The 14502-nt window shown below is 62.6% G+C and carries 13 protein-coding genes; 7 read left to right on the top strand and 6 right to left on the bottom strand.

The genetic code is table 11. From position 1 onward, the window contains the following. Positions 1-316 precede the first annotated feature (316 nt). The 5 genes from BX591_RS01205 to BX591_RS01185 all read left to right on the top strand — a co-directional run bounded on the left by BX591_RS01205 (position 317) and on the right by BX591_RS01185 (position 5775). Positions 317-1417, top strand: a complete 1101-nt coding sequence (locus tag BX591_RS01205) for a polyamine ABC transporter substrate-binding protein (protein WP_111928931.1) — start codon at positions 317-319, stop codon at positions 1415-1417. Between the two features lie 93 nt (positions 1418-1510). Then, complete coding sequence (locus tag BX591_RS01200; RefSeq protein WP_167444483.1) at positions 1511-2677, top strand: ABC transporter ATP-binding protein; 1167 nt, start codon at positions 1511-1513, stop codon at positions 2675-2677. After that, positions 2674-3603 carry an ABC transporter permease subunit gene (locus tag BX591_RS01195; RefSeq protein ID WP_111928929.1) on the top strand — a complete coding sequence of 310 codons (930 nt, stop codon included), beginning with the start codon at positions 2674-2676 and terminating at the stop codon, positions 3601-3603. The genes BX591_RS01200 and BX591_RS01195 overlap by 4 nt, the downstream gene beginning before the upstream one ends. After that, positions 3603-4421 (top strand): ABC transporter permease subunit, encoded by an 819-nt coding sequence (locus BX591_RS01190; protein WP_111928928.1) that lies wholly within the window; start codon positions 3603-3605, stop codon positions 4419-4421. Before BX591_RS01195 ends, BX591_RS01190 begins: the two co-directional genes overlap by 1 nt. A 415-nt stretch (positions 4422-4836) precedes the next feature. Next, positions 4837-5775: a LysR family transcriptional regulator gene (locus BX591_RS01185; RefSeq protein ID WP_111928927.1), complete on the top strand. Its 939-nt coding sequence runs from the start codon at positions 4837-4839 to the stop codon at positions 5773-5775. 75 nt (positions 5776-5850) lie between these two features. Here the strand turns inward: BX591_RS01185 and BX591_RS01180 are convergent, their stop codons facing one another. The 3 genes from BX591_RS01180 to BX591_RS01170 form a co-directional block, all read right to left on the bottom strand. Further along, on the bottom strand, positions 5851-6741 hold the full coding sequence (locus tag BX591_RS01180) for a TauD/TfdA dioxygenase family protein (protein WP_111928926.1): 891 nt from the start codon (positions 6739-6741) through the stop codon (positions 5851-5853). Continuing rightward, positions 6738-7781 carry an L-tyrosine/L-tryptophan isonitrile synthase family protein gene (locus tag BX591_RS01175; RefSeq protein ID WP_111928925.1) on the bottom strand — a complete coding sequence of 348 codons (1044 nt, stop codon included), beginning with the start codon at positions 7779-7781 and terminating at the stop codon, positions 6738-6740. Before BX591_RS01175 ends, BX591_RS01180 begins: the two co-directional genes overlap by 4 nt. A 170-nt stretch (positions 7782-7951) precedes the next feature. After that, entirely contained in the window at positions 7952-9355 is a 1404-nt protein-coding gene (locus BX591_RS01170) for a methyl-accepting chemotaxis protein (RefSeq protein WP_111928924.1), read from the bottom strand. Between BX591_RS01170 and BX591_RS35960 the strand changes: the two genes are divergently transcribed. Further along, positions 9342-9653, top strand: a complete 312-nt coding sequence (locus BX591_RS35960; RefSeq protein ID WP_146749712.1) for a hypothetical protein — start codon at positions 9342-9344, stop codon at positions 9651-9653. The two genes, BX591_RS01170 and BX591_RS35960, sit on opposite strands and share 14 nt — an antisense overlap. Before the next feature lie 24 nt (positions 9654-9677). Here the strand turns inward: BX591_RS35960 and BX591_RS01165 are convergent, their stop codons facing one another. Continuing rightward, on the bottom strand, positions 9678-10664 hold the full coding sequence (locus BX591_RS01165; RefSeq protein WP_111928923.1) for an alpha/beta fold hydrolase: 987 nt from the start codon (positions 10662-10664) through the stop codon (positions 9678-9680). Positions 10665-10773: 109 nt separating this feature from the next. Then, positions 10774-12279, bottom strand: a complete 1506-nt coding sequence (locus BX591_RS01160; RefSeq protein ID WP_176343040.1) for a flavin-containing monooxygenase — start codon at positions 12277-12279, stop codon at positions 10774-10776. Between the two features lie 130 nt (positions 12280-12409). On the opposite strand from BX591_RS01160, the gene BX591_RS01155 reads away from it, so the two are divergent. Further along, positions 12410-13099, top strand: a complete 690-nt coding sequence (locus BX591_RS01155) for a TetR family transcriptional regulator (protein ID WP_176343041.1) — start codon at positions 12410-12412, stop codon at positions 13097-13099. Positions 13100-13220: 121 nt separating this feature from the next. Here the strand turns inward: BX591_RS01155 and BX591_RS01150 are convergent, their stop codons facing one another. Continuing rightward, positions 13221-14408 carry a tetratricopeptide repeat protein gene (locus tag BX591_RS01150; protein WP_111928922.1) on the bottom strand — a complete coding sequence of 396 codons (1188 nt, stop codon included), beginning with the start codon at positions 14406-14408 and terminating at the stop codon, positions 13221-13223. Between the last annotated feature and the right edge of the window lie 94 nt (positions 14409-14502).

The raw sequence follows: 14502 nt of genomic DNA, 5'->3' as shown, positions 1-14502 counted from the left end.
TCGCGCTGGTCGGCCGTGCTTCGCCGCTGCCGAACCGGCGCCGGCGTAGGCCGGATGCGCGCGGTTGACAACTAGCTGACAGCGCCCGGACGGCCGTGTTTTTTTCGGGTAGACAGGCGCGCATAACCCGCTAAAATTGCGGCCAATTTTCCACCGGTACGGCTTGCGCTGTACCGTTTGCGCGACAGCCCGGGATTTTTTTTGGAGCGCGCAATAATTAATGGTAGTTTTCGGGTTTTTCAGGGGAGCCGTGCGCGCGGTGCCGCGGCGTGAGAGATGACGGCCGGCTTCAGGCCGGTCAGGATCGGAGAACGGAATGAAAAGACGGGTAGTGGGGCAGGTGGCGGCGCTGGTCTTGTGCGCAACGCCGTGGTTGACGGCCGCTGCGAAAGATACGCAGTTGAACGTGTATAACTGGTCCGATTACATCGCCAAGGACACCATTCCGAACTTCAGCAAGCAGACCGGCGTTCAGGTCAAGTACGACAACTACGACAGCGACGACACGTTGCAAGCCAAGTTGCTGACCGGCAATTCCGGCTACGACATCGTCGTGCCGACTAGCAATTACGCCGGCAAGCAGATCGCCGCGGGCATCTTCGCCCCGCTCGACAAATCGAAACTGCCGAACCTCAAATACCTCGACCCGTCGCTGATGGCGCTGGTGGCCGGCGCGGATCCAGGCAACAAGTACACGGTACCCTGGGCGTACGGCACGACCGGCCTCGGCTACAACGTCACCAAGGCACAGCAGATTCTCGGCAAGAACGTGCCGCTGGATAGCTGGGACGTGCTCTTCAAACCCGAAAACATCTCGAAGCTGAAGGCTTGCGGCGTGTCCGTGCTCGACGCGCCGGACCAGATGTTCGCCGCCGCGCTGCACTACATCGGTAAAGATCCGATGAGCACGAACCCGGCCGACTATCGCGCCGCGCTCGAGATGATGAAGAAGATCCGCCCGTACATCACGCAGTTCAATTCGTCGGGCTATATCAACGACCTGGTCGGCGGCGACGTGTGCTTTGCGTACGGCTGGTCGGGCGACGTCGTGATCGCCAAGCATCGCGCGGTCGACGCGAAGAAGCCGTTCAAGGTCGAGTACTACATTCCCAAGGGCGGCGCGCCGGTCTGGTTCGACGTGATGGCGATTCCGAAAGACGCGAAGAACAAGGAAGCCGCGCTCGAGTGGATCAATTACATCGAAACGCCGCAGGTGCACGCTGCGATCACCAACGCCGTCTACTACCCGAGCGCCAACCTCGAAGCGCGCAAGTACGTGGATAAGGACGTGGCGAACGACCCGGCTGTCTATCCGTCGCCGGAAGTCATCAAGACCCTGTTCCTGCTGAAGCCGCTGCCGCCGGAAATCCAGCGCCTGCAAACGCGGCTGTGGACTGAATTCAAGTCCGGCCGCTAAAACGCCGTCAATGTGAACGGGTAATGCATCATCATGAAGCCCTCGGTGTCCACCGGGGGCTTTGTACGTTAAACGCCGGAGTCAAGCATTGTGATGAGTAGTGATCAGTCGGGCGCAGCGGCGGGGAATGCCGCGCCGTCCCTCAGTATGAGCGCCGTGTCGGACAACGCCGCAGACCGGTTCGTGCAGATCGTCGACGTCGTCAAGAAGTTCGGCGAATCCGTCGCGGTCAAAGGGGTCAACCTGTCGGTGAAGAAGGGCGAACTGTTCGCGCTGCTCGGCAGTTCGGGTTGCGGCAAGTCGACCTTGCTGCGCATGCTGGCCGGGCTCGAAACGGTGACATCGGGCAAGATCCTGATCGACGGCGAAGACCTCGCGCAATTGCCGCCGTACCGCCGGCCGGTCAACATGATGTTTCAGTCGTACGCGCTGTTTCCGCACATGAACGTGGAGGCGAACGTCGCCTTCGGGTTGAAGCAGGAAGGCGTGCCGAAAGCCGAGATCAAGGACCGCGTGCAGAACGCGCTCGATCTCGTGCAGATGGGCCGCTTCGCGAAGCGCAAGCCGAATCAGCTCTCGGGCGGCCAGCAACAGCGCGTGGCGCTGGCGCGATCGCTGGTCAAGCGGCCGAAGCTGTTGCTGCTCGACGAGCCCATGTCCGCGCTCGACAAGCAGATCCGTCAGCGCACGCAGATCGAACTGGTCAACATTCTCGACAAGGTCGGCGTGACCTGCATGATGGTCACGCACGATCAGGAAGAGGCGATGACCATGGCCAGCCGCCTCGCGGTGATGAGCGAAGGCGAGATCATCCAGCTCGGCACGCCGCATGAGGTCTACGAATACCCGAACACGCGGTTTTCGGCGGAGTTCATCGGCTCGACCAATCTGTTCGACGGCCACGTGGTCGAAGACGAACCCGATCACGTGTTTATCGACACGCCGGAGCTGCCGTGCCGTCTGTATGTGAACCATGGCATTACCGGTCCGCTCGGCATGCCGGTGACCATCTCGGTGCGCCCTGAACGGATCGCGCTCACGCGCAAGCCGCCCGAGGGCGCGTACAACTGGGGCAAGGGCGTCGTCACGAATATCGCTTACATGGGCGGCTATTCGCTCTATCACGTCAAGCTCGAAGCCGGCAAAACGGTGATCGCGAACGTGACCAGTCTCGCGTTGACCGAGATCGACACGCCTACGTGGGGCGACGAGGTGTACGTGCGCTGGAGCGCGTCGGCCGGTGTGGTGCTGACCTCATGAAGCGCTCGTTCAGTTCTTTCGCCAACTGGCCGGTGCGGCGTTTCAATCTGACGGGTCGCACCGCCGTGGTGGCCGGACCGTTCGTCTGGCTGCTGCTGTTTTTCCTCGTGCCGTTCCTGCTGGTCGTGAAGATCAGTTTCGCCGATCTGCAGCTCGGCATTCCGCCCTACACGGAGCTGAGCACTTTCGCGGATGGCGCGGTGCATATCACGCTCGATCTGTCGCATTACGCGTTTCTGCTGACCGATAGCCTGTATTTCGCGACCTATGTGAATTCGGTGGTGGTCGCTGCGATCTCGACCTTGCTATGTCTGCTGATCGGCTATCCGATGGCGTATTACATCGCGCGATCGAACCCGGCGAGCCGTAACCTGCTGATGATGGCCGTGATGCTGCCGTTCTGGACGTCGTTTCTGATTCGCGTGTATGCGTGGATCGGGATTCTGAAGAACAACGGCTTGCTGAATAACTTCCTGATGTCGATCGGCCTGATCCATTCGCCGATCGAGCTGTATCACACGAATACGGCCGTCTACATCGGGATGGTGTATTCGTATCTGCCGTTTCTCGTCATGCCCTTGTACGCGCATCTGGTGAAGATGGATATGACGCTGCTCGAGGCCGCCTACGATCTCGGCGCGAAGCCCTGGAAGGCGTTCTGGCAGATTACGTTGCCGCTGTCGAAAAACGGGATTATCGCCGGCTGTTTGCTGGTGTTCATTCCGGCGGTCGGGGAGTATGTGATTCCGGAACTGCTCGGTGGCGCGAACACGCTGATGATCGGCCGGGTGATGTGGAATGAGTTCTTCGACAACGCCGATTGGCCCATGGCGTCTGCCGTGACGTGTGCGATGGTGTTGCTGCTGCTGGTGCCGATGGCGTTCTTCCAATACGCGCAGGCGAAGGCGATGGAGGAGAGGCGCTGATGAAGCCGAACCGGATTTTGCAGTTTGTGTTTCTCGGGATCGGGTTTCTGTTTTTGTATATCCCGATTGTGAGTCTCGTTGTTTACTCGTTCAATGAGTCGCAACTGGTCACTGTCTGGACGCGGTTTTCCACGCGGTGGTATGCGGCTTTGTTGCAGGACGATGAGCTGATCGCGGCGGCGTGGTTGTCGTTGAGGGTGGCTTTGCTGACCGCGTTTGCTTCGGTTGTTATTGGCACGTGGGCGGGGTTCGTGCTGGCCCGTATGGGGCGGTTTCGTGGGTTTACGCTCTATACCGGCATGATTAACGCGCCTCTGGTGATTCCCGAAGTCATTCAGGGGATCTCGTTGCTGCTGTTGTTCATCGAGATGGCTAAGTGGTTGGGGTGGCCCGCCGGGCGCGGGATCTTCACCATCTGGATCGGGCACGTCATGCTGTGTATATCCTATGTCGCGATCATCGTGCAGTCGCGCGTCAAGGAGTTGCATCCTTCTCTTGAAGAGGCGGCGCTCGATCTTGGGGCTACGCCGATTCGCGTGTTCTTCTTCATCACTCTGCCGTTGATTTCTCAAGCGCTCGTTTCCGGGTGGTTGCTGTCGTTTACTCTCTCGATCGACGATCTCGTGTTGTCCGCGTTCCTGTCGGGGCCTGGGTCGACTACGTTGCCGCTCGTCGTTTTCTCCCGGGTTCGGCTTGGGCTTAATCCGGAGATGAATGCGTTGGCTACGCTGTTTATTGCTGTTGTTACGGTTGGGGTGGTGGTTGCTAATTATCTGATGCAGCGGGCTGAGAGGAAGAAGGCGGTTATGGTGGTTTAGTCATTTTTTTTTTGTTGGCCTCTCCTTGTTGTCGTGGTGGTTTGCTAGCGTTCCCCCTGTGCGGGGGGCACCTACTTTTCTTTGCCTGCCGCAAAGAAAAGTAGGCAAAAGAAAGCGGCTCACACCGCTAATTCTTAAGCGGGCCCCCCGCACAGTCACGGTAGTGGTGCATCTGGAATCCGTGTTCTCGCACATTCCGCCTTCGTGGCACAGCAGTCATTCTTCCGGCGGCGCTGCGCGCGCCGTTGCGGTTGCCGTCGCGTGGCTTTGCGTTTTTTTTGCCTCGTTGGGCGGTGGGCGCGACAAATGGCGGCGGCGGGGCAGGCAACGCTCGCGCGATATGAGTGTCAATTCATGGTGGGGCCGGGTTCGGTCTTTTCGGTCTTTTAATGGGTTGACGTCGCCGAGGTGAGAGATGGTCGAGGGGGGAGTCAGGAATCTTAATTACCTTCGCGTTTTTGTGGCCGTGGTCGAAAAAGGCAGCTTTACCGCGGCCGCGGAATGTCTGGGGATTTCGAAGTCGCTGGTAAGCGAATACCTCAGCCGGCTCGAGGCGGAAATCGATACCCAACTCGTCCTGCGCAGCACCCGGAAAATCGCGCCCACCGATGCCGGAAGCACGCTCTTTCTCGCCACCCAGGAACTCTTCTCCCGACTTCGTGAGACCGTCGACAGCATCCGGCAACTGCGCCACGAATCGACCGGGCTGCTGCGCGTCGCGGCGCCCAGCGCGTTCTCCACGGCCCTGCTGAGTGCCGTTGTCGCGATGTTCGTCAATCGGCATCCTCATATCGATATTGAAATCGTTTGCAACGACGAAGACATCGATCTGATCGGACAACGCATCGATCTCGCCTTCGAGACCGGCTGGCCGAGGAAGAAAGGTTTTCGCATGAAAATGCTCGGCTCCTTCGAGCAGGTGCTGGTCGCGTCGCCTGACTACGCGCGCCAGCACGCCGCGATCCGGCATCCCGACGAGGTGCCCGGCACCCACTGGATCGTGCACGGCGATCTCGCCAATTCGGCCTATTCGCATTTCATCCGCAGCGGGCAATCGGTCCGTATTGCCACCAGCGCGCGCCTCAAGGTCCAGAATGTCCTGCTCGCCCGTCAAATGGTTCTCGCCGGCGCGGGCGTCAGCGTCCTTCCCGATTACCTCATCGCCCGCGATCTGCGCGAAGGACGCCTGTGTCGTTTGCTGCCCGCCTGGACGACGCCGGCGGGCGGTATCTATGCGTTCCGGACCGCCACGCGCCACGCGTCAATGCGGGAGCGGCTGTTCCTCGGCGCTGTGCAAACGCACCTCGCCGACCCCGCTCGCAAGCAGGCGACGAGCCGCGCGCTCGCGACCTAGCGAGCCATCGCGCAGGCTGTCGAGATACGCGTCGCCGGTCGTCGACGCCATGGTGGCGCTCCGTGCAGGAAGGGCTCAGACGGACGTGTGAGCAGGCCGGGTCGGCAGATGCGGATTGCGCAGCGGCGGCTCGCTGTGGAGATGAACCCGGCGCAGATGCCGGCCGCTGCGGCTGGCGAAGCGCTCGCGTCCGTGCAGCAGGGTGAAGTTGTCGGCCAGCACGACGTCCCCGGTTTGCCAGCGATGCGCATAGTGCGCGCGCGGATCGTAGAGCGCGTGGCGCAAACTGGTGAGCAGCACTTCGCGCTCGTTCCCGGCAACGCCGTCGAAGGCGTAGTTCGACGGATTGATGAACGTGCTGTCGCCGTCGACCGGCGGCTCGCAGAACCTCAGCACGGAGAAAGGGCGCCGCGGATGACGGCAAACGATCGGCGCCGCCACGGTGGCGCTGTAAAGCGCCACGTCCCGCTGATAGATTCCGCCGGCCCGTTGCCAGAGTGCGCGAACTCCCGGCGCCGCGATGCGCAGCGCCGCGGTCGTGCTGGAGAACGTGGTGCGGCCGCCCTGGCTTTCACCCGGTGCGCGGACGCAGTGAAACACCTGGTATTCCGGCACGCTTTCCACGTACATCCCGTCCCAATGCAAGGGCACATAGCTGCTCGCGAAGATATGGTCCTGGGGTTCCGGGTGCTCGACCAGTTCAAGCACGGCGCCGAATGGCCACCTCATGATTTCGCCGAACGTCGAGCAATAACGCGTGAGGCTTGCCGCGTCGTCGAAACTGTCGAAGCCGCGTAGTACGACCAGTTGATGGCTGTGCAGGAGCGCGCGCAACCATTCGACGCGCAGTTCGCCGACATGAAGATTTGGGCGGCGCGCTTTCAGCATGCCGAACGAACAGGCCATGCCGGTGTCGCCGATCAACGGTTCAAGCGCGACGGAGCGTTGCAGGAAGAGGTCGTTCATGATGCCTCCGGGGTGATCGCCCGCGCCTTTGCGCACGTCGCCGCCAACAGCCTGGCGTCGCCCGTGTCAGGGCGGGAGGCGGATGATTCGATGGTGTAGTGGCTGGGCTGCCGGTTCCGCGTCACGATCCGAGCGCCCAGGTGCTCGGCGGCGCGGCGCTTCATCAGCGTGAACCGTCCGTTGCGCTCGACTGCTACGCCGTGCCACGGCGTGAGCCAGTCGTCGTGAGTCGGCATCAGGTGAATGCCGATTTTTTCACTCGTCGCCGGCTGTGGGTGAATCGACAGACGCAGCGCGTGCGGGAAGCGCTCGGCGAGCAGCGCGCCCCATGCCCAACTGCGTTGAATGACGCCGAGGGCGCGAATTTTCGAATCTTTCTGCAGAGCGGTTCGGGAATCGCGGAAGTCGGGCGTCAGTCCGTCCTCGAATAAAAAGCGGGCGATGGCGCGATACAGCAGCGTGCCCGCGTGATCGTTGACGAGCTTGTTCCTGAGCGTCTCGGCTGGATCGGCGTATGCGTCGACCAGCCATTCGCGCATGGCATCGACGTTCGTCGTACAGTCGCCTTGCGGGGTGAAATGTTCCAGGTTGTAGAGGCTGAGATGCGCTGCGCCGGTTTCGGCGATGAGGTGGTGCAACGCGTTCTGGTAAGCGCTGACGTCGCGGTCGTCGACCCGGATCAGATCGCCGAACACACGGCCGTCCGAGCAGATGGTCAGGTTCGCGCCCGGCGGGTGGTGGCGTTGAATGCGCCGGCAGAACGCGTTGAGAAACGATAGCGAGAGTACTTCCGCCATGTCGGGGAGGCGGCCTAGTACCTTGGCCGGGTTGGGAGATTTCGACGGGAAGGCGGGTAGCACGAATTCGATCGGCTCGTCTGCGTCGACGAAGGCGCGGATTTTCGGCAGTTGGATGGCGGCGAGTGTCTCGTTGTCGCGGTGGACGTTGGGTGCGACGCCTTGTCCTGGGTAGGCGCACCGGATTCGGATCAGTTCTTCGAGGACGGCGATGGAGGTCGTTCGATTCTGTTCGCGCGGCATGGGAGTGTTCGACCTCGTTCAGGGAATCGGCTGGATGAGGCGAGTCTATTTTTTGGCGGGCGGGGGATAAAGAGGGATGGGTTGAAAGGAGTGTTCGGCGGATTTTTGGAGGAGACGTTTTGGGCGGTTCGAGGGCGCCGGACAATCAAACTGAACCAGCGCCAGAAACCTTAAACCCGATACCCCACCCGAAGCCCGCCCCAATGCCGCCCGGCGACAAAAATCGGCGCGGACGCGTCCTTCATCAGCACGAACTCTCCACCGCCCATATCGCGCCGATAAGTCTGCAATAAAAACCGCTTGGTATGAGAGGCGGCGGCAATCCCGGTCCGGTCGTCGAACATTCTGCGGTTTCGGCAATTCGCCATATTCCAGACAACGTCCTCCCGCTGCGCCAAGGAGAACTTGAGATTGTGCGTGGGCAAATACCCACGCGTGTCGACCGCGGCACAAAACGCGACCCGCGGATCGAGCTTGAGCAAAGGCTCCTGAATAGCCGGCAATATCCGATCGGTCAACGCGGTAAACCGCGTCACGAACTGCGCGGGGTTACTCCCGGCTACCGGCACGTACTGCTGATCGAACAGATCCTCGATCGACACTTCACCTCGTGCCACCGCCGCTTCGAACGCCTTGCTCACCGCCGCCGCGGCCTGCTGCACGGCATCGATAAAAAGCGTATCCGCCGTCTCGACGCCCGTCGCGGCCGTCAACTCGATCAGCGTCTCCGACACCCCCAGCAGATTCCCTAGCCGGTTCTTGGCCTGCACGAAGTTCTCGCTCGAATCCTCGACGCCGCTCGCCATCTCCAGCACCTGCGCCTCGAGCCCATCGCACTGCGTTTCGATCGCACCGGTCAACGCGGCAATCTCGCCCGCCTCGTTGTTCAATTGGGCAATCGCGTCGCCCGTTGCATGCACGACGTCGCCGATCTTGCGTGTGCCTTCCCGCACCCGATGCGCCCGCGCGGTATTCACCGAGCCCTCGCTAATCAGTTGCTCGGTCTGCTGTGTGAGTTGAGCGAGCGTCGTTTCGATCTGCCCGGTAGCCTGGGCGGTTTTCGCCGAGAGGTTCTTCACTTCGGCGGCGACCACCGCGAAACTCTTGCCGGAGTCTCCCGCGCGCGCCGCTTCGATCGCGGCGTTCAACGCGAGCAGATGCGTCTGGCGCGCGATCAGCGAGATTTCCTCCGACACCCGGCTCACATGCGCCAACGCGCTGCGCAACGCACCGATCTGACTCTCGATCACCGTCACGCCTTCGACGAGTCCATGGATATCGGCAAGCGACGCCTCCAGCGTGTCCTGCGACGCCTGCACGCCGGTCGCGGCTTCGGCCGAGACATCGCGCATGGCGCGCGCGGCAGTCGCGATGCGATGATTGCCCGCGAGCGTTTGCGCTGCGGATTCGCGCAGGGCGCGGCAGACTTGCGCCTGACGTTGCACGCGCGCGGCGACTTCCTCGACGTGGCCCGACACGTCGCAGATTTCAATGCCCAGTTTGCCGGCTTGCGCGGCGATATCGCCGACGACACCCTGTGAACGGGCCCGTCGGCGCAAGTTGAAACGCATCATTGACGTCTCCTCGATGGCGCGCGTGGCGCGCACAGATCGCGCTGTCTTCCATGGTGGAGACAGCGTCTCCTCGATGCGTTTACGGCCGACTTTCAATCGACTTGATACGGGATATCCCGCAGTCGTTATGATGTGCGCTCACCCACCGTCCGCAGCCCTTATTCTTTTGTCTCCGTTAATCATGATCGACGCCTTCGCGCGCGTTTCGGGCTGGCAGCAGCTCTATCACCTGTGGGAACTGATCGTGATGCTCTGCAAGTTCTTGTGGGGGCTGTTGCGTTTTCTCGGTGGCGGGTGAACGTGACAGTGAAGGGCATGAAACTCAGACCGGTGCCCGCCGCGTGATCTCGCTAACCGGAGCTCCCGCACCCGGCGTGCCGAGAAACGCGCGTAGATCGGTCATGACGCGTTCGGGCGCTTCTTCCATCGGAATGTGCCCGAGTCCCGGATACATGACCGATTGGGCACCCGGAATACGGCTCGCAAACTCGCTCGCGTGTGCGGGCGGAATCCAGCGGTCCTTGGCGCCCCACAGCACCAGCGTGGGCACGTCGAGCGTTCTGAGTATCTCCGTGTCCACTTCCTTGAAGTCGAGCGTGGGCACCATCTTGCCGATCGCCGTGCGCGCCCCCTCGGCGTGAAAGAACTCGACGTAGCGCCGCATCGTCGCCGCGTCGATCTTGCGCGGATCGCCGTAGACGTTGCGCACCGCGCTTCTGATGATCGGCTCGGGCAGCCACCACGGCGAACTCAGTCGCACCAGGGCGTGATTGAACAGGTCGATGTAAATCGGCAGCTTCATCGGAAAGCCGGCCGAGTCGATCAGCACGAGACGGTCGACGGCGCCACGGTGGCGCGCCGCGTAGTCCCACGAAATCAGCCCGCCGAGCGAGTTGCCGATCAGGGTCGCGCGCCCGATCCCGAGCGCCTGCATGAACGTGTCGATGAAGCGCCGATAGGTCGGCAGGTTCATCGTGTCGATTTCGCCCGTGCTGGAGCGCAGTGGGCCCGTTACACCGAACGGCGGCAGATCGAGGCGAATCACGCGATGCTCGCGCTTGAGTTCATCGGCGACGCGGTTCCACGTATGCAACGACGACGCGAAACCATGAATCATCACGATCGTGTCGCCGCTGCCTTCGTCCATGTAGTGCACATCGGCGCCCATGAGCTTGACGAACTGCGAGCCGCTTTGCGTGTAGCGGCGGCGCAATTCATCGCGCGGCACGCTGGTCACGCCCAGACGCGCGGCGAGCGAGCGGGGCGGCAACGGCGCGCTAACGGGCGAGGTGGATTCGATGCTTGCCATGATGCTTGTCTCCCTTGTTGTTCGACTAATCCGACTGTTTCGAATGCGCTGGATGCTTCGAATGCTTCGAATCGCCACGGCCACCACCGCCGCCGCTCGCGGCCATACCTCAACGCGCGAAGCGATATTCGCCCGGCCGCACGCGCCGCGTCCGCTTGCGAAAGCTGAACGTGAACCCCGGCCACAGCGCGGTCACCTTGCCGCTCTTCGTCTGATACCAGCTATGGCAGCCGCTGACCCATACCGAGTGCTGCATTTCTTTCTGCAGGCGCGCATTGAAATCGCGCTGCACGTCCGGCTTTAAATTCATCGTGCGTGCCTTGCGGCGGCGCAACTCGCGCAGACAATCGGCGATGTATTGCACCTGCGACTCGATCATGTAGATCATCGAGTTATGACCGAGCCCGGTGTTCGGACCGACGATCATGAAGAAGTTCGGGAAGTCCGCGACGCTCACGCCGAGATAAGCTTCCGGACCGTCGCGCAGCCACATCGCGCCGAGATCCGCGCCGTCGAGACCGGTCACGTCGAACGGCGCGCCGACGTCGTTGACCTGAAAACCCGTGCCGCAAATGATCGCGTCGGCACGATGCAGCACGCCGTCGTCGGTCACGATGCCGTCGGCGACGACTTCGCGAATACCGGTCGTGACCACGTCGACATTCGGTTTGCCGAGCGCCGGATAGTAATCGCTCGACAACAGCACGCGCTTGCAGCCGAGCCGGTAGTTCGGCGTGAGTTTGGCGCGCAGCGTGGGGTCCGGTACGCGCCGTTCGAGATAGCTGAGGCCGAATTTCATCGGCATTTTCATCAGCTTCGGATTGACGACGAACGCGATGGCGCGCGATTCGAGCTGCCAGTAAATTGCGCTGCGCACGAACCGCTGGGTCAACGGCAGATGCCGGAACAGCCAGTGCGCGCGCGGGCCGACCGGCTTGTCGGGCTTCGGCATGATCCACGGCGCGGTGCGCTGGAACAGCTCGAGTTGCGCGACGCGCGGCTGGATTCGCGGCACGAACTGGATCGCGCTCGCACCGGTGCCGATCACCGCGACGCGTTTGCCTTCGAGCGGATACGCGTGGTCCCAGCGTGCCGAATGGAACAGCTTGCCTTCGAACCGATCGAGCCCGGCGATTCGCGGCATCGCCGGACGCGACAGCGGGCCGCTCGCGGCGATCACCACGTCCGCCTCGATGGTTTCGCGCACGCCGTGCGCGTCGATTTCGACGTTCCACACCTGGCGGCTGGCATCGAAGCGGGCGGCGGCCACCGGCGCGTTGCAACGCACGTAGCGATCCACGCCGTACTTGCGCGCGCAATGCTTCAGATAGTCGAGAATTTCCGCCTGGCCGCCGAACGCGCGCGACCAGGTCGGGTTCGGTTCGAACGAAAACGAATAAAGATGCGACGGCACATCGCAGGCCGCGCCGGGATAGGTGTTGTCCCGCCACGTACCGCCAATGTCGGCGGCGGCTTCGTACACCGTGAACGATGTCATCCCCATCTGCAACAGACGGATCGCCATGCCGATGCCGGCAAAGCCGCTGCCCACGATGGCAATGCGCGGCGCGGCGGAAGGAGTGGAAGGGGCGGGCGTCACGATGATCTCCGGCATGGAACGTGGTTCGGGAGTCTACACATGTCTACTCCAGCGTAACGCGCAGAGTAGACAACTGTACACATGGCGTCAAGATCGTTTAGAGTACCGCTATTAAACGCGCATGGCGCGCGGTGATCGAAAGCTTATGAACCTCGTCCCCGAAGCGGCGAACGCCGCCGCCCCAGAGCTGAGCGCCGCGCAGGAATTGCCGGCCGGCAAGCGCAAGCTGATCGATGCCGCACTGCGGCTGACCGCGGGCGGCCGCAGCTTCGCGAGTCTGGGTTTGCGCGAACTGGCGCGTGAGGCGGAGCTGAATCCGAACACGTTTTATCGCCATTTCGACACGCTCGACGACCTCGCGCGCGAGGCGGTCGAGTCGGTGAGCCAGCGCCTGCGGCCCATGCTGCGGCGCGAGCGCTGGCTTGCCGCGCACGACGAGCCGCATAGCGTGCCGCGTCGCGCGTGCGTGGCGTTCTTCGCGTTCGCGCTGGATAACCGCGAGGCCTTTCTGAGCGCGCTGGCCGAGTATCACGGCACGTCGCCGGCGCTGCGCGACGCGGTGCGCGCGAACCTCCACGAAGTCTCGGCGGAAATGGCCGACGACGTCGTGCAGTTGGCATTAATGCCGACGCTTGCGCGCGACACCGTCGACGAAGTCTGCACGCAGATCGTGCTGCAACTGTTTCATCTGTCGGCGGAATACATTGGCGCGGATGCGGCGCGCCGCGACGCGCTGGTTGCGTATGCGGAGCGTTTTATCGTCAGATTGTTTGCCGGGTCGATCCTGCTGGCGCAGCATGAACCGGGCAGGGCGTCGGTTCAGGTTTCGCTGTGAATGTGAAATCCGCCAGCGGGTTGAGGTGGAATACAAACCGCTATAAAAAAACGGGCTCCTTCGTTTGAAGGAGCCCGTTCCTGTTTGAGCTTGTGTTCAGCTTGATGTCAGGCTACGCCGCTCAGGTATCGTTCCAGCCGCCGGAGTCGTCGTTGCTGCCCATATCGACGCCGCCGCCGCTGTTGTCGTTCCAGTCGTTCGAGCCCTGGCCGAAGTCGAGGCCGCCGCCATTGCCGCCGTCGTTGCCGCGCCGGCGCGTTTCGTCGTCGACGATCACGTCGCGCTCCACCACGCGTTCACGCCCGGAGTTCAGCGCTTCGCCGAGCAGCACGCCGGTCAGCAGGCCGCCCATGCCGCCGCCGAAACCGCCGCCGCCTTGCTGCACGATGACCTGTGGCTGCTGCTGATACGGACCTTGCGGCGGATAGGGCGCTTGCGGCGGATTACCGAAGCGGTCGGCTTCCTGCGCGTAGGGCGATGCTTGCGTGGCGGCAGCGGGCGCGGCGTACGGATCGGGCCGGCCGTCGGCGCGTGCGCGCAGGCTGCCGATGCGTTGTTCGAGTTCGTCGAGCTGATACGGCGGCACCGGATTCTTGCCGTTCGACAGCGTTTCGACGAGGCCGCGCAACTGGTCTTCAGTGGTTTCGACTTCTTTCTCCAGCGCTTCGTGACCTTGCACGGTGGAGAGCTTCACGTCGAGCTTGAGTGAACGCACGGCGTTGAGCATCTCGGTGGCGCGCTTCAACTGCACGCGACGGTCGTCGTCGGCGCGCGTATCGTCCTGCGAGCGCGCGCGACGCAGCGTCCAGCGCAACACCAGCGCGATCGCGCCGATCAGCAGAATGATGCCGATCCACATGCCGATGCCCGGACCATGCCGTTGCGGCGCTTGCGGCATCATCGCCGACTGCTGCTGCACGGCCGGCGCATTCTGCTGCGCGAACGGGTTCGGTGAGGTGCTGTTGCCCGCGTTGCCGCCGGCGCGTTCCGCGTCTTTGCGGATGCGCGCTTCGGTCTGTGCGAAACGGGTCGGGTCGGTGAAGCGGATTTGCGGGTCGAGCGTCTTGGCCTGTTGCACCTGGGCGAGCGCGTCGGCATACCGGCCTTCGCGATCCAGCACCTGGCTGTACAGATAGCGCGCGCGGGCATTGTTCGGATGCGCCTGCAGCACTTCGCTCAGACCGGCGTCGGCCTGTTGCCAGTTGCCTTGCGACATGGCGGATTCGATCTGCTGAACCGTCGGCACCGCGAATGCCGCGGCCGATACGAACAGCAAGGAAGCGAATGCGCCTGCGAGAAATTTTTTCATGGTCGGACCAGGCGCGTGGCGCCCGTCTCCTTCAGTCGTTTCCGGTGGCCAGCAGCCGCAAACCCGGCGACCGGCCACCAGGCGCGCCGGCGGT

The sequence above is a fragment of the Paraburkholderia bryophila genome, from assembly GCF_003269035.1.
In the GTDB taxonomy this organism is placed as follows: Bacteria; Pseudomonadota; Gammaproteobacteria; order Burkholderiales; family Burkholderiaceae; genus Paraburkholderia; species Paraburkholderia bryophila.
The sequence above is the reverse complement of the archived record's forward strand: the minus strand, read 5'-3'. Positions and strand labels throughout refer to the sequence as shown.